At 69.8% G+C, this 21,720-nt stretch carries 17 protein-coding genes; 3 read left to right on the top strand and 14 right to left on the bottom strand.

Translation table 11 applies throughout. From position 1 onward, the window contains the following. Positions 1–137 precede the first annotated feature (137 nt). Complete coding sequence (locus AB0C75_RS09740) at positions 138–2,588, top strand: DNA topoisomerase IV subunit A (protein ID WP_362888798.1); 2,451 nt, start codon at positions 138–140, stop codon at positions 2,586–2,588. 31 nt (positions 2,589–2,619) lie between these two features. Here the strand turns inward: AB0C75_RS09740 and AB0C75_RS09735 are convergent, their stop codons facing one another. Further along, positions 2,620–3,759 (bottom strand): GTP-binding protein, encoded by a 1,140-nt coding sequence (locus tag AB0C75_RS09735; protein ID WP_362888796.1) that lies wholly within the window; start codon positions 3,757–3,759, stop codon positions 2,620–2,622. A 20-nt stretch (positions 3,760–3,779) separates the two neighbouring features. Next, the gene (locus AB0C75_RS09730; RefSeq protein WP_362888794.1) at positions 3,780–4,943 is read right to left on the bottom strand and encodes a citrate synthase/methylcitrate synthase; all 1,164 of its coding nucleotides are present in this window, start codon (positions 4,941–4,943) and stop codon (positions 3,780–3,782) included. A 138-nt stretch (positions 4,944–5,081) separates the two neighbouring features. On the opposite strand from AB0C75_RS09730, the gene AB0C75_RS09725 reads away from it, so the two are divergent. Beyond that, positions 5,082–6,395 (top strand): citrate synthase, encoded by a 1,314-nt coding sequence (locus tag AB0C75_RS09725; RefSeq protein ID WP_362888792.1) that lies wholly within the window; start codon positions 5,082–5,084, stop codon positions 6,393–6,395. Between the two features lie 19 nt (positions 6,396–6,414). Here the strand turns inward: AB0C75_RS09725 and AB0C75_RS09720 are convergent, their stop codons facing one another. The 7 genes from AB0C75_RS09720 to AB0C75_RS09690 all read right to left on the bottom strand — a co-directional run bounded on the left by AB0C75_RS09720 (position 6,415) and on the right by AB0C75_RS09690 (position 14,368). Next, positions 6,415–7,434, bottom strand: coding sequence for a LacI family DNA-binding transcriptional regulator (locus AB0C75_RS09720; RefSeq protein WP_362888790.1), 1,020 nt, complete (start codon positions 7,432–7,434; stop codon positions 6,415–6,417). Positions 7,435–7,584: 150 nt separating this feature from the next. Then, positions 7,585–9,177 (bottom strand): cation acetate symporter, encoded by a 1,593-nt coding sequence (locus AB0C75_RS09715; protein WP_362888788.1) that lies wholly within the window; start codon positions 9,175–9,177, stop codon positions 7,585–7,587. Beyond that, on the bottom strand, positions 9,174–9,614 hold the full coding sequence (locus tag AB0C75_RS09710; RefSeq protein WP_362889163.1) for a DUF485 domain-containing protein: 441 nt from the start codon (positions 9,612–9,614) through the stop codon (positions 9,174–9,176). The genes AB0C75_RS09715 and AB0C75_RS09710 overlap by 4 nt, the downstream gene beginning before the upstream one ends. A gap of 129 nt (positions 9,615–9,743) precedes the next feature. Then, entirely contained in the window at positions 9,744–10,427 is a 684-nt protein-coding gene (locus tag AB0C75_RS09705; RefSeq protein ID WP_362888786.1) for a response regulator transcription factor, read from the bottom strand. Further along, a complete protein-coding gene (locus AB0C75_RS09700; RefSeq protein ID WP_362888784.1) occupies positions 10,424–11,587 on the bottom strand; it encodes a histidine kinase in 1,164 nt (387 codons plus the stop codon). The genes AB0C75_RS09705 and AB0C75_RS09700 overlap by 4 nt, the downstream gene beginning before the upstream one ends. Further along, positions 11,584–12,123 carry a DUF1453 domain-containing protein gene (locus AB0C75_RS09695; RefSeq protein WP_362888782.1) on the bottom strand — a complete coding sequence of 180 codons (540 nt, stop codon included), beginning with the start codon at positions 12,121–12,123 and terminating at the stop codon, positions 11,584–11,586. The genes AB0C75_RS09700 and AB0C75_RS09695 overlap by 4 nt, the downstream gene beginning before the upstream one ends. 118 nt (positions 12,124–12,241) lie before the next feature. After that, positions 12,242–14,368 (bottom strand): DNA topoisomerase IV subunit B, encoded by a 2,127-nt coding sequence (locus tag AB0C75_RS09690; RefSeq protein WP_362888780.1) that lies wholly within the window; start codon positions 14,366–14,368, stop codon positions 12,242–12,244. 433 nt (positions 14,369–14,801) lie between these two features. Between AB0C75_RS09690 and AB0C75_RS09685 the strand changes: the two genes are divergently transcribed. Beyond that, complete coding sequence (locus AB0C75_RS09685) at positions 14,802–15,035, top strand: hypothetical protein (RefSeq protein ID WP_104789587.1); 234 nt, start codon at positions 14,802–14,804, stop codon at positions 15,033–15,035. Between the two features lie 113 nt (positions 15,036–15,148). Here AB0C75_RS09685 and AB0C75_RS09680 read toward each other — a convergent pair whose 3' ends face one another. From AB0C75_RS09680 to AB0C75_RS09660, 5 genes are all read right to left on the bottom strand, one after another. Further along, a complete protein-coding gene (locus tag AB0C75_RS09680) occupies positions 15,149–15,979 on the bottom strand; it encodes a serine protease (protein ID WP_362888778.1) in 831 nt (276 codons plus the stop codon). A gap of 130 nt (positions 15,980–16,109) precedes the next feature. Then, entirely contained in the window at positions 16,110–17,657 is a 1,548-nt protein-coding gene (locus AB0C75_RS09675; protein WP_362888776.1) for an RNA polymerase sigma factor, read from the bottom strand. Between the two features lie 323 nt (positions 17,658–17,980). Further along, positions 17,981–18,847 (bottom strand): FadR/GntR family transcriptional regulator, encoded by an 867-nt coding sequence (locus tag AB0C75_RS09670; protein WP_362889161.1) that lies wholly within the window; start codon positions 18,845–18,847, stop codon positions 17,981–17,983. Positions 18,848–19,029: 182 nt separating this feature from the next. Beyond that, a complete protein-coding gene (locus AB0C75_RS09665; RefSeq protein ID WP_362888774.1) occupies positions 19,030–20,790 on the bottom strand; it encodes an ATP-binding cassette domain-containing protein in 1,761 nt (586 codons plus the stop codon). A 146-nt stretch (positions 20,791–20,936) separates the two neighbouring features. Further along, positions 20,937–21,701 (bottom strand): NUDIX domain-containing protein, encoded by a 765-nt coding sequence (locus AB0C75_RS09660; RefSeq protein ID WP_362888772.1) that lies wholly within the window; start codon positions 21,699–21,701, stop codon positions 20,937–20,939. Positions 21,702–21,720: the final 19 nt, after the last annotated feature.

Below are 21,720 nucleotides of genomic sequence, written 5' to 3'. Positions count from 1 at the left end.
CGTCGACGGGGCTCCGTCAAGGCCCGGTGGACCGCTTCGGACGGGTCGAGGTCAGCGTTGTCAGTACGGCGGGCCACAATGGTCGGCGTCAGAACCTGAGGTTGCCCGACAGAATCTGTGAAGGAGTCGCAGCCGCGATGGCCCGCCGCAGCACGAAGACCCCGCCGCCGGACGACTTCGAGGAGAAGATCCTCGACATCGACGTCGTCGACGAAATGCAGGGCTCCTTCCTCGAGTACGCGTACTCGGTGATCTACTCCAGGGCTCTGCCCGACGCCCGCGACGGCATGAAGCCCGTACACCGCCGCATCGTGTCCCAGATGAACGAGATGGGGCTCCGCCCCGACCGCGGCTACGTGAAGTGCGCACGCGTCGTCGGCGAAGTGATGGGCAAACTGCACCCGCACGGTGACGCGTCGATCTACGACGCACTGGTGCGGATGGCACAACCGTTCTCGATGCGCCTGCCCCTCGTCGACGGGCACGGCAACTTCGGCTCGCTGGGCAACGACGACCCGCCGGCCGCCATGCGGTACACCGAGTGCCGGATGGCCGACGCCACGTCCCTGATGACGGAGTCGATCGACGAGGACACCGTCGACTACCAGTCCAACTACGACGGCCAGGAGCAGGAGCCGGTCGTCCTCCCGGCGGCGTATCCGAATCTCCTGGTCAACGGCGCTTCCGGGATCGCGGTCGGCATGGCCACCAACATGCCCCCGCACAATCTCGGCGAGGTCATCGCCGCCGCCCGCCACCTCATCCGGCACCCGGGCGCCGACCTCGACACGCTGATGCGCTTCGTCCCCGGCCCCGACCTGCCGACCGGCGGCAGGATCGTCGGCCTCGGCGGCATCAAGGACGCCTACGCCGCGGGGCGCGGCACCTTCAAGATCCGCGCCACGGTCGCCATAGAGAACGTCACGGCCCGCCGTAAGGGTCTCGTCGTCACCGAACTGCCGTTCACCGTCGGTCCGGAGAAGGTAATCGCCAAGATCAAGGACCTGGTCGGCTCGAAGAAGCTCCAGGGCATCGCCGACGTCAAGGACCTCACCGACCGGGCGCACGGTCTGCGTCTGGTGATCGAGGTCAAGAACGGCTTCGTACCGGAGGCCGTGCTCGAGCAGCTCTACAAGCTGACGCCGATGGAGGAGTCCTTCGGCATCAACAACGTGGCACTGGTCGACGGACAGCCGCTCACCCTGGGGCTCAAGGAGCTCCTGGAGGTCTATCTCGACCACCGCTTCGATGTGGTGCGCCGACGCAGCGAGTTCCGCAGGACCAAGCGCCGAAACCGGCTGCACCTGGTCGAGGGGCTCCTCGTGGCCCTGCTCGACATCGACGAGGTCATCCGCCTCATCCGGGACAGCGACAACTCGGCGCAGGCGAAGGAGCGCCTGATGGAGCGTTTCTCGCTGAGCGAGATCCAGACCCAGTACATCCTGGACACCCCGCTGCGCCGACTCACCCGCTTCGACCGGATCGAGCTGGAGTCCGAGCGTGACAAGCTCACCGAGGAGATCGCCCAGCTGACCGCGATCCTGGAGTCCGACGCCGAGCTGCGCAAGCTGGTCTCGTCGGAACTCGCCGCGGTGGCCAAGAAATTCGGCACGGAGCGGCGCACGGTGCTGCTGGAGTCGGCGGGTTCGCAGATCGCCGCGGTGCCGCTGGAGGTCGCCGACGACCCGTGCCAGGTGCTCCTCTCCTCGACCGGACTCCTGGCCCGTACGGCCAACGCCGAGCCGGTCAACCAGTCCGAGGACACCAAGCGCACGAAGCACGACGCGATCGTCTCGGCCGTCCCCGCGACGGCACGCGGCGAGGTGGGCGCGGTGACGTCCGGTGGACGGCTGCTCCGGCTCTCGGTGATCGACCTGCCGCAGCTGCCGGACACCCACGCCGCTCCGAACCTGTCGGGCGGTGCCCAGATCTCGGAGTTCCTGACGCTGGAGGCGGACGAGGAGCTGATCTGTCTCACCACCCTGGACGAGGAGGCACAGGGCCTGGCCATCGGCACCCTGCAAGGGGTGGTGAAGCGAGTGGTGCCCGACTACCCGGCCAACAAGGACGAGTTGGAGGTCATCTCGCTGAAGGACGGTGACCGGATCGTCGGCGCCAAGCAACTGCGTACGGGCGAGGAGGACCTGGTGTTCATCACGTCCGACGCGCAGCTGCTGCGCTATCCGGCCTCGTCGGTGCGTCCGCAGGGGCGCGCCGCGGGCGGTATGGCGGGCGTCAAGCTCTCCGCGGACGCCACTGTCCTCTCGTTCGGCGCGGTGGATCCCTCCGCGGATGCCGCGGTGTTCACGGTCGCCGGTTCGCACGGCACGCTGGACGACTCCGAGCGGACGTGGAAGCTCACTCCGTTCGACCAGTACCCACGCAAGGGCAGGGCGACGGGCGGGGTGCGCTGCCAGCGCTTCCTCAAGGGGGAGGACGTCCTGGTGTTCGCCTGGGCGGGCGGCACCCCGGCACGGGCGTCCCAGAAGAACGGCGCACCGGCTCAGCTGCCGGCCCCCGATCCACGTCGTGACGGTTCGGGCACCCCGCTGACGAGCCCGGTGGCGGTGATCGCGGGACCGCTGTAGGACACGGACACCACCGGACGGCGGGGGGCCCTCAGGCCTCGTCGCCGTCCGGCTGCCGCACGTACCGCAGGACGCCCCACATGCCGCGTTCCAGCTCGTCGGTGGCGTCCTGCACCGCGTCGCGGCCTGTGTCCTGCGCGGGGTTCCGCGACGTGCCCTGCGCCGGGTTCTGCGACGTGCCCTGCGCCGTGTCCCGGCAGCCGTCGAGCTCCTTGTGCAGCGCTTCGGCGTCGATGCCGGAGCCGATCAGCACCAGCTGGGTCCGTCGCGCTTCCGCACGGGCCCAGCGCTGCGGCACGAAGCTCAGGAACCGGCCGACGGCGTGCACCGCGTATCGGTTGGCGGGGTCACCCGCACCGAAGTCGGCGAATCCCTTGATCCGGTAGAGGCCCGTGGGCCTGGAGTCGAGGAATGCCATGAAGCGGCGGGGGCTGAGCGGCGCGTCGGCCGTGAAGGAGACGCTCTCGTACGCCGTGTGCAGATGCTCCTCGTACGTGCGGTCGGCCTCGGGGAGCAGGTCCTCGAACGTCAGCTGGCGGAACGCGTCGTCGTCGCCGTCGGGCTTGAGCACCGGGTCGAAGAGCAGCTCCGGGTCGATCCTGCCGTACGTGGAGTGGATGACCGCGGCCCTGCCGCCCGCGGCGCCGGCCGCCTCCCGCACGGCCCGCAGTTCCGCGTCCCCGACCCGGTCGGTCTTGTTCAGGACGATCAGGTCGGCGACCGCGAGATGCCGGACGATCTCGGGGTGGCGCTCCCGGGTGGCAGGGAATTCGGCTGCGTCGACGACCTCCACCAGGCCCCCGTACCTGATGTGCGGGTTGTCGCTGGCCAGCAGCATCCGTACGAGCTCCTGGGGCTCGGCGAGACCGCTCGCCTCGATGACGATCACATCGAGACGAGCGGCCGGCCCCGTCAGCGTCTCCAGGTAGGTGTCGAGTTCACTCGCGTCGACGGCGCAGCACAGACAGCCGTTTCCGAGCGAGACCGTCGAACCGACCTGGCCCGACACGGTCATGGCGTCGATCTCGATAGCCCCGAAGTCATTGACGATGACACCGATCCGGTTGCCCGACCGGTTGCGGAGCAGATGGTTGAGCAGCGTCGTCTTGCCTGATCCGAGGAACCCCGCCAGGACGACGACCGGGATCTGCGGGGCTTGGGTCGGGGTCAACGGGGCCTTCCTCGGGTCGGTCAGAGCGCCGGTACGGGCTGCGGGGGCTGCGGTCCCGCATAGCGGGCCGCCGGGCGGATGATCTTCGAGTCCTCCGCCTGCTCCAGGATATTGGCGCTCCAGCCGACCGTGCGCGCGGCACAGAAGGTGGGCGTGAACATCTCCCTCGGCAGTCCGCAGAGCTCCATGACGACGCCGGCGTAGAACTCCACGTTCGTGTGCAGCTCGCGTCCCGGCTTGAGCTCGGCGAGGATCGCCTCCACCTGGCGTTCCACCTCCACCGCGAAGTCGACGAGCGGGCCGCCGAAGCTCTGCGCCACCGAGCGGAGCATGCGTGAGCGAGGATCCTCGGTGCGGTAGACGGGGTGCCCGAACCCCATGATCCGCTCCCCCGCGACGACCCGTCCGCGGATCCAGCTGTCGATCCGTTCAGGGGTGCCGATGGCGTCCAGGGTGTCCAGGGCCCGGCTGGGCGCGCCCCCGTGCAGCGGGCCGGAGAGCGCACCGACGGCTCCGCCGAGGCAGGCGGCGATGTCGGCGCCGGTGGAGGCGATCACCCGAGCGGTGAACGTGGAGGCGTTGAAGCCGTGGTCGATGGTGGAGACGAGGTACCGCTCGACGGCCGCGGTCCGGTCGACGTCCGGTTCCTCGCCGGTGAGCATGTACAGGTAGTTCGCTGCGAACGGCAGGTCGTCACGCGGTTCGACCGGCTCCAGGCCCTGGCCGAGGCGGTGGAGGGCGGTCAGCACGGTGGGCACCGCCGCGCACACGGCGAGCGCGTCCTCGCGGCGGCGGTCGGCGTCGATGTCGTACACCGGGCGGAACCCGGCCGAGGCCCCGAACAGCGAGAGCGCGGTACGCAGTCCTGCGAGCGGGCCGGAGAGCACACAGGCCCGGGAGATGGCGGGCAGCGCCTCCCGCACCTCGGCGGGCAGCCGGCGCAGACCGGCGGTGCGACCGGCGAAGCCGTCGCTCGCCGCCCGGTCGGGCAGGTCGCCGTGGACCATCAGATACCAGACGTCCTCGAAGCTGCGGTTCTCCGCCAGTTCGATCGCCGAGTACTGGCGGTAGTGGTAGAAGCCCTCGCGTCCTCGTACGTCTCCGAGCGCGGTGTCCGTGACGATCACACCGGCGAGACCCCGGGGCACGTCGAGCGGGGCGGTTTCCATGTGCGAGGCAGGCATGGCGGTCTCTCCTCCACCTGAGATGAACATTGATTCGACTGTCCATGCTTGACTCGCGAGCTGTCAATATTGATTGCATCAACATGAAGTCCCGCTGAGAGTGATCCGGCATCCATGGATATGGATACGGTGGGTGCCATGACGCATGACTCGGCGCACGGACCCGGCACGCAGAACGCGCGGCCCGAAGAGGCGGCCCACAGGCTCACCACCCGGGAGGCGGCCGAACGCCTCGGGGTGAAGCCCGAGACCGTGTACGCGTATGTGAGCAGGGGCCAGCTCGCCAGCAGGCGGACCCCCGGCGGCCGCGGCAGTACGTTCGACACAGCCGAGGTCGACGCCCTGGCCCGCCGCACCGGGCGCAGGGAGCCGTCGCAGTCCGTGACGGGCGACCTGGTCTTCCGTACCGGCATCACGCTCATCGAGCCGGACCGCTACTTCTACCGAGGTGTCGACGCGACCGAGCTCGCCCGCCGCCACGGCTACGAGGAGGTCGCCGAGTGGATCTGGACCGGCGAGCTCCACCCCGGCACCCGCTTCACCGCGGCGCGCGAACCCCTCGCGGCGGCCCGGCGCACGGCGGCCGCCATGCCACGGCACAGCAGCTCGACGGACCGGCTGCGGGCCGCTGTCGCAGCGGCCGCGTCCGCCGATCCCCTGCGGTTCGACCTCTCCCCCGAGGGGGTACTGAACAGCGCACGCAGCCTGATCCCCACCCTGGTGGGTGCGCTGCCGACAGCCGGGGAGCCGGCCGGGCGGCCGGCAGTCGGGGACCCCGAGGAGGGCAGTGACGCTCTCGCCGCGCGGCTGTGGCCGAAACTCACCGCCCGGGCGGCGGACGGGGCATCGGTGGCCGTGCTCGACACCGCTCTGGCACTGCTGGCCGACCATGATCTCGCAGCCTCGACGCTTGCGGCCCGCGTCGCCGCTTCGGCCCACGCGCATCCGTATGCAGTGGTCTCCGCGGGCCTGGGCGTGTTGGAGGGCCCGCTGCACGGCGCCGCGAGCGGGCTGGCGCACCGCATGCTGTCCGAGGTGCTGGACCGGGGCGGCGCCGCCCCGGTCGTCGCCGACCACCTGCGCACCGGACGACGGGTGCCGGGGCTCGGTCACCGCCTCTACGCGGACGAGGACCCGCGGGCCGTCACCCTGTTCGCACTGCTGGACGCCCTGCCGCAGGCGGCACCCGCGATGGCGGCGGCGCGTGACGTGGTGGCGACCACCGCGCGCCACACGCCTCTGCACGCCAACGTCGACCTGGCTCTGGCCGTCTTCTCGGTCACCTACGGCATGCCCGCCGAGACGGGCGAGACGGTGTTCGCGGTGTCCCGCACGGTGGGCTGGATCGCCCACGCGATGGAGGAGTACACGGAACGGCCACTGCGGATGCGGCCCAGCGGGCAGTACACCGGCCCGCGTCCACCCCAGCCCCTGCCGGACCGTGCAAATTAGCTACAGCCGACGGCAATTCTCACCGGGCCTGCGGCCTGGGCGGTCGGGCGGTGGATCCACGGACGACCAGCTCGGGCTCGAAGAGGAGCTCGTCGGACGGCACCGTGCGCCCGCCGATCTGCACCGAGAGCAGTTCGACCGCGGCCCTGCCCATCGCTTCGATCGGCTGACGCACCGTGGTGAGCGGCGGCTCGGTGCAGTTCATGAACGCCGAGTCGTCGTAGCCGACGACGGAGACGTCCCCGGGCACCGACAGTTCTCGGCGGCGCGCGGCGCGCACCGCCCCGAGGGCCAGCGGGTCGCTCGCGCAGATGATGCCGGTGACGCCCTCGTCGAGCAGCCGCGTGGCGGCGGCCTGGCCGCCCTCCAGCGAGAACATGGCACGTGCGACCCACTCGTCCGGCACGCCGACCCCCGACCGGGCGGCCAGGGCACGGGCGGCGGCGAGCTTGCGCTGCGAGGGCACGTGGTCGGCCGGGCCGAGGACGAACCCGATCCGTTCGTGGCCCAGCGAGACGAGATGACGCCAGGCCTGCTCGACGGCCACCGAGTCGTCGCACGAGACCCCGGGGAATCCGAGACGGGCGATGGCGGCATTGATCAGGACGACCGGGATCTTGCGGTCGGCGAGCACCTTGTAGTGGTCGTGGGGGGCGTCGGCCTGGGCGTACAGCCCACCGGCGAACACGACTCCTGACACCTGCTGCTGGAGCAGGAGCTCGACGTAGTCGGCCTCGGAGACCCCGCCCTTGGTCTGCGTGCAGAGCACGGGCGTCAGCCCCTGCTGGGCGAGCGCGCCTCCGACCACCTCGGCGAACGCCGGGAAGATCGGGTTCTGCAGCTCGGGCAGGACCAGTCCGACCAGCCGGGCGCGCTCTCCTCGAAGCTGGGTCGGACGCTCGTAACCGAGCACGTCCAAGGCCGAGAGGACGGCCTGCCTCGTGGCGTCCGAGACGCCGGGCTTGCCGTTCAGCACGCGGCTGACCGTGGCCTCGCTGACTCCTACCTTCTGGGCAACCTGAGCAAGTCGTCGCGTCATGAACGCAAGATTAGCGCAAGAAACGCAAAAAGATTGCGTGGGTGCGGAAGCCCGTACAACGCTCACAGATGCAGAGCGGGAGGGCAAGGGCCCTGGTTCGACCGACCGGTCGTCCACGCGCACCGCCGGCTGGTGCCGCCGCCCCCGCATTCACGCCGCGCCCGCCCCGGTGAGCGACCGGACCTCGGTCTCCGCGTGCTTGGCCGGGTCCGGCGGCTCGGGTGAGGTGACCGTGCCGATCCAGCCGGCCAGGAAGCCTGCCGGGATCGACACCAGCCCCGGGTTCTCCAGGGGGAAGAGCGCGAGGTCCACGCCGGGGAAGAGCGAGGTGGGGCTCCCCGAGACGACCGGCGAGAGAACGACGAGCAGGACGGCGGGGACCAGTCCGCCGTAGACGGCCCAGACCGCTCCCCTGGTGGTGAAGTTCCGCCAGAACAACGAGTAGAGCAGCACCGGGAGGTTGGCGGAGGCCGCGACCGCGAAAGCGAGCCCCACCAGGAACGCGACGTTCAGATTCTGGGCCAGGAGGCTGAGGGCGATGGCCACCACCCCGATGCCCGCCGCGGCCACCCGGGCCACGCCGACCTCACTCCGCTGCTTGGCGCCCGCCCTCCGGAACGAGGCGTAGAGGTCGTGGGCCACTGAGGCCGATGAGGCGAGAGTGATCCCGGCGACGACGGCGAGGATCGTCGCGAAGGCGATGGCTGCCACGACGGCGAAGAGCACGGTGCCTCCCGTGGAGCCCTCGCCACCTCCCAGGACGAGCGCCAGAAGCGGAACCGCCGTGTTCCCCGAGGCGTTGGACGCCCGGACATCCTCGGACCCGACGAGCGCGGCGGCTCCGAACCCGAGCACGATGGTCATCAGGTAGAAGCTGCCGATGAGCCCGATGGACCAGACGACCGAGCGCCGGGCCGCGCGGGCCGTGGGGACGGTGTAGAAGCGCGAGAGGATGTGCGGCAGTCCGGCCGTGCCGAGGACGAGCGCCACCCCGAGGCTGATGAAGTCGAAACGCGCCGTCCAGCTCCCGCCGTACCGCAGTCCGGGCGACAGGAAGTCCCGTCCGTGACCGCTGCGTTCGGCCGCAGAATTGAGCAGGGCGTTGATGTCGCCGTGGAAGCGGAGGAGGACGAGCACGGTGAGCGCGACGGCGCCGCCCATCAGCAGGACCGCCTTGACGATCTGGATCCAGGTCGTGGCGCGCATACCCCCGAGCGACACGTAGATCACCATGAGCGCACCCACCCCGACCACCGTCCACGATCGGGCGGTGTCGCTCGTGCCCCCGAGCAGCAGCGCGACGAGGCTCCCGGCGCCGACCATCTGGGCCACCAGATAGAGCACCGAGACGGTGACGGACGAGGTGCCCACCGCCGTACGCACCGGGCGCTCCGCCATCCGGGCGGCGACCACATCGGCGAGCGTGAACCGTCCGCAGTTGCGTACGAGTTCGGCGACGAGGAGCAGGACCACGAGCCAGGCGACGAGGAATCCGACGGAGTAGAGCATGCCGTCGTAGCCGAACAGGGCGATCAGCCCCGAGATGCCGAGGAAGGAGGCGGCGGACATGTAGTCACCGGCGATGGCGAACCCGTTCTCCATCGGGGAGAACAGCCGTCCGCCGGCGTAGAACTCCTCGGCCGACCCCTGCCTGTTGCGGCTGACCCAGGTGGTGATGCCGAGCGTCACGGCGATGAACACGCTGAACAGCAGCAGCGCCAGTGTCTGATGGTCGCCTCTCACCGGCCGGCCCCTCTGGTCATCTCCTGGGTGTCCCAGCGCAGTTCCAGCGCCGCGCGGTCGCGGTGCAGACGCGCATGCCGGGCGTAGGCCCAGGTGAGCAGGAAGGTGGTGAGGAACTGGCCGAGCCCCGCGACCATGGCCACGTTGAGCGCGCCGACGACGGGACGCGCCATCAGGTCGTGTGCGGTGGTGGCGACGATGACGTAGCCGAGGTACCAGAGCAGGAAGGCGACCGTCGCTGGGACCACGAACCGCCGGTAGCGACGGCGCACTTCGCGGAATGCCGGACTGCTCTGCACCTCCAGATAGATCTCGGCCGCACTGTCGCCGCGGCGCTCCACCGGCCGGAACCACTGGTCGGGCACATCGGCCCCCGCACCGCCCGGCTCGCCCCACACGGAAGCCGGCGCCTCGTCCCACGGGTCGACGAGCCGCATCGCTGCCGCGTCCGGTCCTGCTTCCTTCTCCACCGACAACTCCCTTGTCCACGCGCCTTTTCAGCCGCGTAGCCAAGAATGGGCAGATCGGGAAGATCCCGGGCACTTCATTCGCTCTGCTTCACCTTTTCAGGTGAAGGAAGTGCCAGGTGGGTGTGCGAGCCCTCGCTGGTACGCATAGCGCACGGCTCCGGTCCTGTCGCGCGCCGCCGTCTTGGCGAAGAGGTTGTTGATGTGGGTCTTCACCGTGGCCCGGGAGATGTGCAGTGCCCGTGCGATCTCCGCGTTGGACAGTCCGTCCGCGATGAGGACCAGCACCTCCGCCTCCCGGGGGGTGATCCCGTCGGGCAACTCCGGCGACGGCGGTGTCCCCGCCTCGGCCTCGGCCGCCTGGGCGGTGACCCGCGCCAGCAGTCTGCTCTGCACCTTCGGCGAGAGGCCCGCATCGCCGGAGATCACAGCCTCGACGGCCTGGGCGATCTCCTCGCCCCGGGCGTCCTTGGTCAGATAGCCCCGCGCACCCGCCTGCAGCGCCGTGAACAGCGAATCGTCGTCCGCGAAGGTGGTGAGGACCACGACCTGGGTCCGGGGGTACTCGCTACGGATCCTGCGCGTGGCCTCGACACCGTCGCAGCGGGGCATTCGCAGATCCATCAGGACCACGTCGGGGTCGGTCTCGGCGACCAGTGCGACCGCGTCGTCGCCGTCCTTCGCCGCCCCGACCACCTCGATGCCGGGGAGCAGCCCCAGCAACATGACGATGCCCTCACGCACCACCGACTGGTCATCGGCGACCACCACCCGCGCACTCACGCGGGCACCCGCAGATTCACCACGAACCCCTCCTCGTCCGGCCCTGCCAGCAGCGTCCCGCCGAGCAGCTCGGCGCGCTCCCGCATCCCCACCAGACCGTATCCGGAGCCACTGACAGCGAGCTCGCCCGCCGGACGGCGCCCACCGGAGTCCCGGACCTCCAGGGCCACCGCGTCCGGCTGATACTCGAGCCGGACGGAGACGACCGCTCCCGGAGCGTGCTTCCGGGTGTTGGTCAGCGCCTCCTGCGCCACCCTGCGCACCGTCTGCGAGGCTTCCGCGGTCAGCTCCCTGCGCTCCCCCGCCACAGCCACCTCGGCGGGCTGACCGGCCACCAGCTGCCGCAGGAAGTCCTCCACCGGCGTCATCTCCCCGCGCAGCGCCGAGAGCGCCTGACGCGTCTCCGTGAGGCCCTCGAGCGCCATGGAGCGAGCCGCCACCACTCTCTCCAGCACCTGATCACGGAATTCCGCGGGAGGCTCTCGTTCGATCAGCAGCCGGGCCGCTTCCAGGTGCACCAGCTGGGCGGAGAGGCTGTGCGCGAGAACATCGTGGATCTCGCGGGCGATCCGGGACCTCTCCGCCAGCGCGGCGGTCCCCGCCTCCGCCTCCCTCGCTGCCCGCTCCTGGGCGAGCAGACGCTGCGAGCTGCCCCGGGCTTCGGCATCGAGCCTCAGCACATACCCGCCCAGGCACAGACCACCCGTGGTGATCACCGTCGTCAGCCAGCCGTCGCCCTTGACCACGGCGTAGGCGATGAGCGCCACCGCGGTGAGAGGAACCGCCGTGAAGAGCGGGAGCCGCTCCATGGCGACCACGGCACAACCGCACCACAGCACGACGGCGAGTGCGCCGCCACCCACCTGAAGAGCCAAGAACGCCACTGCGATGAGCAGCACCATCAGCCCGAGCGACGGCCCGAGGCGGTGCTCCCTGGTCGTCACGAAGAACGCTCGGCCGACCACCGCGCAGCACGCTGTCACCACCAGGCCGACCGCCACCTGCCAGAGGGCGAAGCGCCCGTCCCTGAAGGCGTCCCAGAGGAACCAGGCGAGGACCACCGTCCTGACGGATCGGCCGATCAGGACCCGTCCCCGGGTGCGGGGCGCCGGGGTGAGGGCCTCCTTGGAAGGCCAGCTGGTCCACGTCCTGCGGTTCACGCCCCGCCCCTCGACCAGCCCGACGCGGCCTCCGAAGGCGTGCCGCCGGCCGGAAACCCTGCGGTGACACCGTACTGCCCGCGTATGCCCCCGGCCCTCAGGGCCAGTACACCGCTGCGGGCGAACAGCATCGCCGCGAGGGACACGAGCACGGACGCCGTCCCCTGGTGCACACCGAGGAGGACAGCGGTCACCGCCAGCGAGACCCGCAGCCCGATCCCTCCCGCCCAGACGAAGAGGGTGGCCTTGGTGCCCCGGCTCCAGAAGGACTCGTCCGGCTCCTGCCACAACCGGGCGGTCCAGCCCCATCCCGCGCCGGTGACCAGCCCCACCACGAGGCCCGCGCCGAGCAGCGCCGCCGACAAGGTTTCGTGATGGGCATCGAGGACGTCGTCGCCGCGAAGGGCGATGACGCACAGGACCACCGGCAGCACCCACCACCGCTTCCGGTCGCCGACCCGCTGGGCCGAGAACTGGCGCACGACGACGAGCGCGACAACCGCGACGGTCACCGAGACGTTGACGAGCTCTGTCATGACAGCCTCCGAAGGCGTGAGGATCCGATGTCTCCGACGCTACGGAGGCGCGGGGATCATGGGATCGGCCCAGGGGCTGACCGTGGGTGGAAAAGGGTCTCCACCCACGGGTGGAGCGTCAGACGTCGATGCGCGAGCGGTCCAGGGTGGCCGCGGAGCTGGTGATGAACTCCTTACGCGGCGCGACCTCGTTCCCCATCAGCAGATCGAAGATCTGCTCGGAGGATTCCAGGTCGCCGATGTTGATCCGGCGCAGTGTGCGGTGGCGCGGGTCCATCGTGGTCTCCGCGAGCTGGTCCGCGTCCATCTCACCGAGGCCCTTGTACCGCTGGATCGAGTCCTTGAACCGGACGTTCTTGCGCTGCAGCTCCAGCAGGGTCTGCCGGAGCTCGTTGTCGGAGTATGTGTAGATGTACTTGTCCTGGCCCTTCTTGGGCTGGACGAGCTCGATCCGGTGCAGCGGCGGCACGGCGGCGAAGACGCGCCCCGCCTCGACCATCGGCCGCATGTAGCGCTGGAAGAGCGTGAGCAGCAGGGTGCGGATGTGCGAACCGTCGACGTCGGCGTCCGTCATCATGATCACCTTGCCGTAGCGAGCGGCGTCGATGTCGAAGGTGCGCCCCGACCCTGCTCCTATGACCTGGATGATGGCACCGCACTCGGCGTTCTTGAGCATGTCCGAGACGGACGACTTCTGGACGTTGAGGATCTTTCCGCGGATCGGCAGCAGGGCCTGGAACTCGCTGTTGCGGGCGAGCTTCGCGGTACCGAGGGCCGAGTCGCCCTCCACGATGAAGAGCTCACTGCGCTCCACGTCGTCGCTCCGGCAGTCCGCGAGCTTCGCGGGCAGCGAGGAGGACTCGAGCGCGGTCTTGCGGCGCTGTGCGTCCTTGTGCTGGCGGGCGGCGATCCGGGTGCGCGCGGCCGCCACCGCCTTGTCCAGCACCGCCCTGGCCTGAGCCTTGGCGTCGCGCTTCGTGGACGTCAGGAACGCCTTGAGCTCCTTGGCGACCACATTCGCCACGATCCGGTTGGCCGCCGAGGTGCCCAGCACCTCCTTGGTCTGCCCTTCGAACTGCGGCTCCGCGAGCCGCACGGTGACGACCGCGGTCAGGCCTTCCAGGGCGTCGTCCTTGACGATGTCGTCCTCGGCGACCCGCAGCAGCTTGGCGGACCGCAGGACCTCGTTCACGGTCTTCGTGAGCGAGCGCTCGAAGCCGCTGACGTGGGTGCCGCCCTTGGGGGTGGCGATGATGTTGACGAAGGACCTGAGGGTCGTGTCGTAGCCGGTGCCCCAGCGCAGGGCGATGTCGACGCCCAGCTCACGGGTGACCTCGGTCGCCGTCATGTGCCCGCGGTCGTCGAGGACCGGCACAGTCTCCTTGAACGTCCCCGTGCCGCTCAGGCGCTGGACGTCGCAGACCGCCTTGTCCTGCGCGAGGTACTCGCAGAATTCGCTGATCCCACCGTCGTAGTGGAACGTCTCCTCGGTCTTTCCCTCGCCGTCCAGGCCCCGCTCGTCGCGTACGACGATGGTGAGCCCGGGCACGAGGAACGCGGTCTGGCGTGCCCGCTGGTACAGCGTCTCCAGGCTGAGCTTCGCGTCCTTGAGGAAGATCTGGCGGTCGGCCCAGTAACGCGTACGGGTACCCGTACGCGTCTTGGGGATGCGCTTGCTCTTGCGGAGGCCGTTGGCGGGGTCGAAGGGGCTGTCGGGCCCCTGCTCGGTGAACATGCCCGGGACACCGCGCCGGAAGCTGATGGAGTGCGTGGCACCGTTGCGGTCGACCTCGACGTCCAGCCGGGCCGAAAGCGCGTTCACCACGGAGGCACCGACGCCGTGCAGGCCGCCCGACGCCGAGTAGGACCCGCCGCCGAACTTTCCGCCGGCGTGCAGCTTGGTCATGACGACCTCGATGCCGGAGAGCCCGGTCTTGGGCTCCACGTCGACCGGGATGCCCCGGCCGTTGTCGCGGACCTCGACGGAGGAGTCGTCGTGGAGGATGACCTCGATGGTGTCGCAGTAGCCGCCGAGAGCCTCGTCGACCGAGTTGTCGATGATCTCCCAGAGGCAGTGCAGCAGTCCTCGGCTGTCCGTGGACCCGATGTACATCCCGGGGCGCTTACGGACCGCCTCGAGCCCCTCCAGGACGAGAAGGTGCCGCGCGGTGTAGTTGGAGCTGTCCCTGTCTGCGCCGTCTGCTCCGGTCAGCAGCGCAGTGGACGGCACGGAATCGGCGGTCACGCGGTTCGCTCCTCGCTGAATTTCAATCGGGGGCCCGGTGGGTATCGGGCTCGGCCTCGGTAGCCGCTGAGAGCCTACAGAGGCCTGGTAGAGCGGTTGTAACGCCACCCAGGGGGAATCCTTATGCTAGTCCAGCCTCGCATACGCGTTCGATCATTCGTTGGAGTGACTCGCACATCACGTTCCCATCGAGGCATGAACCATTTAGGCTCCGGGCACGTCCTCATGAACAACCGGCAAGCCAGCCGGCGGACCGGCCCACACAAGCAACGCGAAACCGTAGCGCTACGCAATACGGCACATTCGCCGCCAACCGTCAACAGACAGCCATCCCGAGAAGAAGTTTCGAAGAAATGCCACGAGCGGGAACGTTTTCGGCCTGGTTGGATGTTGACCCTGGTACGACAGCTCGTCGAGCTAGAGAAGAGGCGACGTGACTACTGTTCTGACCCCCGCGAGCCCGCTGACCGCAGCAGACCGCTGTGACCGTTGCGGCGCCCAGGCATATCTGCGCGTCGTCCTCATCAGCGGCGGTGAACTGCTCTTCTGTGCCCACCACGGGCGCAAGTTCGAGCCGGAACTCAAGAAGATCGCCGCGGAAATACAGGATGAGACAGATCGGCTCACTGCCGTGCAGGCCAGTGCCGCCGACGAGGATCAACACTGACACCTCGCATCCACGACGAGCCATGGGTACGGTCCCGGACCGGCCGACGGGCGGCCTTCCCATCGGGAGAGCCGCCCGTTCTCATGGGCTCGGACGCGAGGCGTCCTCCGCGGTCAGGTCCGGTCGGCCATCCACCGGATCGCCGCGGACACACGCGTGTACACCCCCGGGCTGTCCGGGTTCCCGCAGCCGCTGCCCCACGAGACCAGCCCTATGAGGCGCCCGCGGGCCACCAGCGGCCCTCCGCTGTCTCCCTGGCAGGCATCCCGCCCACCGGCCGCGTCACCGGCGCAGAGCATCGATGAGGCGTCGTACGCGCCCCGTGTGCCGCCTGGGTACGCCCGGGCACAGTCGCCGTCCGGCAATACGCTCACCGAGGCGGCCCGCAGCCCGGCGGCGTAGGCGCCCGACCCGGTCGTGTCCCCCCAGCCGTACACCGTGGCCTCGGTGCCCGGTTCGTACGCCTTGTTCCCCTCCCCGGCCATCGGGATGACGCTGTCCTCGGGCAGGGTCCTGGCCAGGGTGAGCACCGCGAGGTCGGCCGCGTTCGTCCGCGGGTCGTAGTCCGGATTGACCCACGTCGACCGCACGGGGATCTCCTGGCCGCCCGGTCCGCTCAGCTGGTCCCGTCCGGCGATGATCCGCAGGTCCCCCACCTCAGGGGCAGGCGCCCCCAGGACGTCCTCGCCGAGGCAGTGTGCGGCCGTGATCACCTTGGTGGGTGCGATCGCCACCCCGCCGCAGAACTGACCCGCACGGGTTCCTCCGAACCGGTCACGGCTCGACAGGGCCACCGCCCACGGACTGTCCGCGACGGCCGCCGGCCTCCCGCCGACGATGATGCTGTCCGCGGCGGCGGGGGACGGTGGGCCGAGGGGTATCACCGCCACAGCGGCCGCCAGGGTGAGGGCGACGGGAAGGACACGGACGAGAACGCGGGGCATGGAGGCTCCTGACGCCGAGGTGAACAGTGCCCACTCAGCGTCATCCGGCCCGGTGCCGCCCGCACGCGGACATGGGCCGGGGCCCGGAACCTCTTCAGGTTCCGGGCCCCGGCCCATGTCTGTCCGCGATCTAGTCGAGGTAGTCGCGCAGGACCTGCGAACGCGACGGGTGGCGCAGCTTCGACATCGTCTTGGACTCGATCTGACGGATGCGCTCGCGCGTCACCCCGTAGACCTTGCCGATCTCGTCCAGCGTCTTCGGCTGGCCGTCGGTGAGACCGAAACGCATCGAGACGACGCCCGCCTCACGCTCGGAGAGGGTGTCGAGCACGGAGTGCAGCTGCTCCTGGAGCAACGTGAAGCTCACCGCGTCCGCCGGCACGACCGCCTCGGAGTCCTCGATCAGGTCTCCGAACTCGCTGTCCCCGTCCTCACCCAGCGGGGTGTGGAGGGAGATCGGCTCACGACCGTACTTCTGGACCTCGATGACCTTTTCGGGGGTCATGTCGAGCTCCTTGGCCAGCTCCTCCGGGGTGGGCTCACGGCCCAGGTCCTGGAGCATCTGGCGCTGCACCCTGGCGAGCTTGTTGATGACCTCGACCATGTGCACCGGGATACGGATGGTGCGGGCCTGGTCGGCCATCGCGCGGGTGATCGCCTGGCGGATCCACCATGTGGCGTACGTGGAGAACTTGTAGCCCTTGGTGTAGTCGAACTTCTCGACCGCGCGGATCAGACCGAGGTTGCCCTCCTGGATGAGGTCCAGGAAGAGCATGCCGCGACCGGTGTAACGCTTGGCCAGCGAGACCACGAGGCGGAGGTTGGCCTCCAGCAGGTGGTTCTTGGCCCGGCGGCCGTCCTCGGCGATGATCTCCAGTTCGCGCTTCAGCTTCGGCGCGAGCTTGTCGGAGTTCGCGAGCTTGTCCTCGGCGAAGAGGCCGGCCTCGATGCGCTTGGCGAGCTCGACCTCCTGCTCGGCGTTGAGAAGGGGGACCTTACCGATCTGCTTGAGGTAGTCCTTGACCGGGTCGGCCGTTGCGCCGGCGACGGCGACCTGCTGCGCGGGCGCGTCGTCCTCGTCGTCGTCGGAGAGGACGAAGCCCTTGTTCTCGCCCTCGCCCTCCTCTTCCTCACCCTTGCCGGCCTTGACTTCCTCGACCGCCTCGTCACCGTCGAGCAGTTCGTCGTCCTGCTTGCCGGTCTTCTTCGCGGCGGTCTTCTTGACCGCGGTCTTCTTCGCGGCGGTCTTCTTGGCAACCGTCTTCTTGGCTGCCGCCTTCTTCGCAGGAGCGGCGACGGCAGCGTCGTCGGCCACCACGGCCGCGCTCTCGGCCGTCGGGGCGGCAGATGCCGCGACGGTCCGCGTCACGGCCGTCTTGGCCGCGACAGTCTTGGTGGCGGTGCGCTTGACCGGGCTCTTCGCTGCGACGCTCTTGCGGGCGCGCTTCGGCGACTCCGCGGCACTGACCATCAGCGTCACACCCTCTTCCTCGAGGATCTGGTTGAGGCTGCGCAGAACATTCTTCCACTGGGTTGGCGGAATCTGGTCAGCCTCGAAGGCCCGACGCACGTCATCGCCGGCGATCTGCCCATCAGCCTTTCCCCGCTCGATGAGCGCCATCACAGACTCGGACTCGGCGATCTCCGGCGGGAGCGTACGGGATGTGCTGGCCGACACGAACAACCTCTCGGAACGATGGAAACGGCTTCCGGCCCTGCCCTGGAGAGGGCTGGAGCCGACGACCGTCGGCTGGGGATGTTGCCGACGGCGCGGGTTTGGCCTCAGAACTGCACAGCGCACTGTGTGGCTGCTGTATTCCTTCCGCGGCGGTCACCTCTTAGGTCATCGCACTGTTTCGAGGAGTGTTACGCCCAATCCACGTGGCCCCAGTCACACCTCATTCGCGACAAACAGCACCAGAGGTCACATCTCCGTATAAACACGCCGCCGAACCGCGAAGGTCCGGCGGCACACGGTCCGCATACCCCGGCCTGCTGCGTTCAGTGCTCGCGAGGCGCGGGAACCACCCGCTCGCCGTCGCTGTGGCCGACCAGCAACTGCCGCATCGCGGCCTCGGCACCGGCGGAATCGCCCGACGCGAGGGCCTCCACGATCCGCGCATGATGCCCGAGGGACGCCTCGGCGGGCCGGTCACAGCCGGTGACGGGACCTCCGGAGACATGCAGGGCGGCCGACACGATGCCCGAGAGGTGTTCGAGCATGCGGTTGCCCGCCGCCTGGATCAGCAGGGCGTGGAACTCCGCATCGGCCCGGGAGAACGTGACGGCGTCCCCCTGCCCCATCGCGTGCCCCATGATCTCGATCATGTCGCCGAGGCGCTGCTGAATGTCATCACGCCCATGGCCTGCGGCCAGTCGGGCGGCGAGCGGCTCGATGGTCCACCGGAGGTCGTCCAGCTCGCGGCGCTGGTCGTCACGCTGCGGGCCGAAGGCACGCCATTCGATGATGTCGGGATCCAGCAGATTCCAGTCGCTCACCGGACGGACCCGGGTGCCCACGTTGGGCCGGGCGCTGACCAGGCCCTTGGCTTCGAGAACGCGCAGGGACTCCCTCACAACGGTGCGGGAGACCTCGAATCGCTGTCCGATCTCCTCAGGGACGAGCGGACGGTCGGCACCGAGGTCACCGGAAACGATCATCTGGCCGAGCTGCTGGACCAGTTGGCCGTGAAGTCCACGGCCACGACTGGCCGTGCCGCGTCGGCTCGCCCGCCCCAGTTCGGATTCGGCACCACCCCAGGAACGGAGTGCGGCGCGCTCGCCGGCCGGCGCCTCCGTGTACGGGTAGCGGTCGAGTTCGCCCGGACCGGCGAGGCCGGAGTCGGCGGAGCGGGCGGCGGTCATCATGGTGTGCGCAAGGGTACTCACGCATCCTTTGTCGGCGCCGCTCACCCGACCCTTGAGGTCTTTGCTGAAAAGCACACGAAAGGGTGATCGGCACCCACCCCTCAATTGACGCGTTATCGGTAGAAATCATGTCTTTTCAAGAGAGTTGCCCGGCCCTGGCCGTCGAGCAAGAGGCCACATGATCACCAACGGGCTCTCCCGCGAAGGCTGGTGAACACATAGGCGCAGATCAGGGCAGACAACGACAAGGAAAGCGCCAGCCCCACCGGCTGGGCCACGACCCGCACGGCGGCCATGGCCCAGCGGTCTGTCTCGTACGGCCACTGCGCACCGCCCAGTTCACGCAGTCGGCCCGGCAGTCCGGTGATCGAACGGGCGGACGGACCCGCGAGAAGCTTCTGCATGAGCGGTACGACGAGAACCGGAACCGCCAGTACGGCCGCCACTCCGGCGACGGCCAGCCTGAACACTCCGGCCCCCAGCAGTCCCGCCCAGGCGCACCCGACCGACAGGCCCACCCAACTCACCGCGAGCTGCGGCCCGTTCGTCGGGGCCGTCACCAAGTCACCGCCGTACACGAGGCGCAGGGCCCATGCGCCCGCCAGCACGGAGAACAGGGCGAGCAGCAACGCGACGCCCGCCGAGACCACCAGCTTGGCGAGCAGGAGGCCGAGGCGGCGAGGGACCGTCCCCCGCCCCGCGGCGAGCGCCGGGTAGCGGAACTCGTCGCCGAAGGAGAGGGCTCCCAGCAGCCCGGCGGCGAACGCGGCGGGGGGAAGCGGCAGCAGGTCCGGCCAGGCGACCAGCAGATGCGGCAGCGGAGTCCCTCCGGAGCGGGCCAGCAGCACGGACAGAGCCGGCGAGACAACCAGAACGGCCGCCATGATCAGGGTCGTTGTCCTGACACCGAAGAGGCGGCGCAGTTCGTAGCGCAGGGGCCGGAGCGGACCGCGGGCGGGCCGTACGGAGATCGGCGGGGGCAGCTCGGAGATCGCCACGGCCGAGGCGGGGCCCGGCAGGACGGCTCGCACCGGCCCATCCGCCGGACCCCTGCCCGGAGCGGCCACCGGGCCGGCGTCCCCGGTCTCGTCCGCGAGTTGATGGACGGGGAGGCCATGGCGGTACGCCGTGTCCCCGATCTCCGCGCAGCTGCTGCCGTACACCGACAGCCGGCTGCCGTCCTCGGCGACCACCTCGACGGAGCGCTGGGCGGCGCGGGCCTCACGGCTGACCACCGCGGCCAGCCGGGCCGCGTGCGGGGTCCGCACGGCGACCCGTGGCCGCAAGCGGGTACGGGAGAAGTCCGCGACGTCCTGGTCCGCGACGAGGCGCCCCTCGTCGATGGTGACCACACGGTCTGCCGCGCGAGCGGCCTCCTTGGGGTCGCTCGTCGTGTGCAGGACCGTGCCGCCCTCGGCCGCGTGCGCGCGGAGCAGACCGTGGAGCCAGCTCCTCTCACGCGGCGAGAGCCCCTCGGTCGGCTCGTCGAGTACGAGCGTGTGGGGGTCACCGAGCAGCGCCGAGGCGAGGCCGAGCCGTCGGTCCATGCCCGCCGAGAGGGTTCCGATGCGCTGGTCCCCCAGCCCCGCGAGGCCGACGACCTCGAGCAGCTCGTCGGCCCGGGACGCGGGGACCCCGGCTGCGGCGCAGAGCATGCGGAGCTGACCACGGGCGGTGCGCGCCGGGTGCCCCGGCACATCGCCGAGCAGCACCCCGACCTCGCGGGCCGGGTGGCCGATGCGGTGCAGGGGGCGGCCCCTGAAATAGGTGACGCCTCTGCCCGCTTCGAGCTCGAGCATCAGACGAAGGGCAGTGGTCTTGCCGGAGCCGGGAGCGCCGAGCAGCGCGGTGACGCTGCCGGGCGGCGCTTCGAAGGTCAGGTCGTCCACGACGGGCGGACCGTCGCGGCGGGGGGTGGTGGTGAGTCCGATGGCCTGGAGCATCGCTTCTCTCGCTGAGGGTGAGACCGCTCGGCGGCAGGGTGGGGTACCCCAGCAAGATAACGCGACATTTCAGACTTTTTGTGCATCGGTGGATCTATGGGCGTTCCGCAGGTGCGTACGACGCCGCCCAGCCCGGCGGGCTCGGGTCAGACCTCCGGCCTCAGCATCGGGGGGTTGAGCACGGTCGCCGCACCGGCCCTGAACAGCTGCGCGGGTCGGCCTCCCTGCCGCGTGGTCGTCCCTCCGGACGGCACGAGGAAGCCGGGCGTGCCCGTGACCTTGCGGTGGAAGTTCCGGGGATCCAGGACCACGCCCCACACCGCCTCGTACACCCTGCGCAGCTCGCCGACCGTGAACTCCGGCGGACAGAAAGCCGTGGCGAGCGAGGAGTATTCGATCTTCGAGCGGGCCCGCTCCACCCCGTCGTCGAGGATCCTCGCGTGATCGAAGGCCAATGGCGCGGCCTGCTCTCCGTCGCGAACGAAGCTGCCCCCCGGTCCGAGCAGGTCCTCGACCGACGCCCAGCGGGCGCTGTTCGCGTCGCCGCCCGCGCGGGGCGCCGGAAGGTCGGGCGCCAGCGCGAGGTGAGCGACGCTGACGACCCGCATCCGGGGGTCGCGGCCCGGGTCTCCGTAGGTGGCGAGCTGTTCGAGATGGGCCCCGTTTCCGACGGCGGGGGTCGAAGGGTCGTGTGCGCAGAGCCCGGTCTCCTCGACGAGTTCACGCGCTGCGGCCGCTCCGAGGTCCTCATCGGCCCTGACGAATCCACCGGGCAGTGCCCAGCGCCCCTGGAACGGCGATTCGCCACGGCGTACCACCAGCGCGCAGAGGGCGTGACGTCGCACCGTGAGGACAACCAGGTCGACGGTGACAGCGAAGGGCGGGAAGGTCGACGGGTCGTAGCGCGGCATGCCGAAATCATAGTCGTCT

The sequence above is a fragment of the Streptomyces sp. NPDC048565 genome (assembly GCF_040650935.1).
In the GTDB taxonomy this organism is placed as follows: domain Bacteria; phylum Actinomycetota; class Actinomycetes; order Streptomycetales; family Streptomycetaceae; genus Streptomyces.
This window is presented reverse-complemented; position numbering and strand designations above follow the sequence as displayed.

What these genes read in the sequence shown, in the direction of transcription:
- AB0C75_RS09695 (WP_362888782.1), bottom strand. Translation starts at nt 12,123, where the DNA reads ATGACAGAGCTCGTCAACGTCTCGGTGACCGTCGCGGTTGTCGCGCTC.
- AB0C75_RS09720 (WP_362888790.1), bottom strand. Translation starts at nt 7,434, where the DNA reads ATGACGCGACGACTTGCTCAGGTTGCCCAGAAGGTAGGAGTCAGCGAG.
- AB0C75_RS09730 (WP_362888794.1), bottom strand. Translation starts at nt 4,943, where the DNA reads ATGCCTGCCTCGCACATGGAAACCGCCCCGCTCGACGTGCCCCGGGGT.
- AB0C75_RS09725 (WP_362888792.1), top strand. Translation starts at nt 5,082, where the DNA reads ATGACGCATGACTCGGCGCACGGACCCGGCACGCAGAACGCGCGGCCC.
- AB0C75_RS09660 (WP_362888772.1), bottom strand. Translation starts at nt 21,701, where the DNA reads ATGCCGCGCTACGACCCGTCGACCTTCCCGCCCTTCGCTGTCACCGTC.
- AB0C75_RS09710 (WP_362889163.1), bottom strand. Translation starts at nt 9,614, where the DNA reads ATGCGGCTCGTCGACCCGTGGGACGAGGCGCCGGCTTCCGTGTGGGGC.
- AB0C75_RS09670 (WP_362889161.1), bottom strand. Translation starts at nt 18,847, where the DNA reads ATGATGACCGCCGCCCGCTCCGCCGACTCCGGCCTCGCCGGTCCGGGC.
- AB0C75_RS09680 (WP_362888778.1), bottom strand. Translation starts at nt 15,979, where the DNA reads ATGCCCCGCGTTCTCGTCCGTGTCCTTCCCGTCGCCCTCACCCTGGCG.
- AB0C75_RS09740 (WP_362888798.1), top strand. Translation starts at nt 138, where the DNA reads ATGGCCCGCCGCAGCACGAAGACCCCGCCGCCGGACGACTTCGAGGAG.
- AB0C75_RS09665 (WP_362888774.1), bottom strand. Translation starts at nt 20,790, where the DNA reads ATGCTCCAGGCCATCGGACTCACCACCACCCCCCGCCGCGACGGTCCG.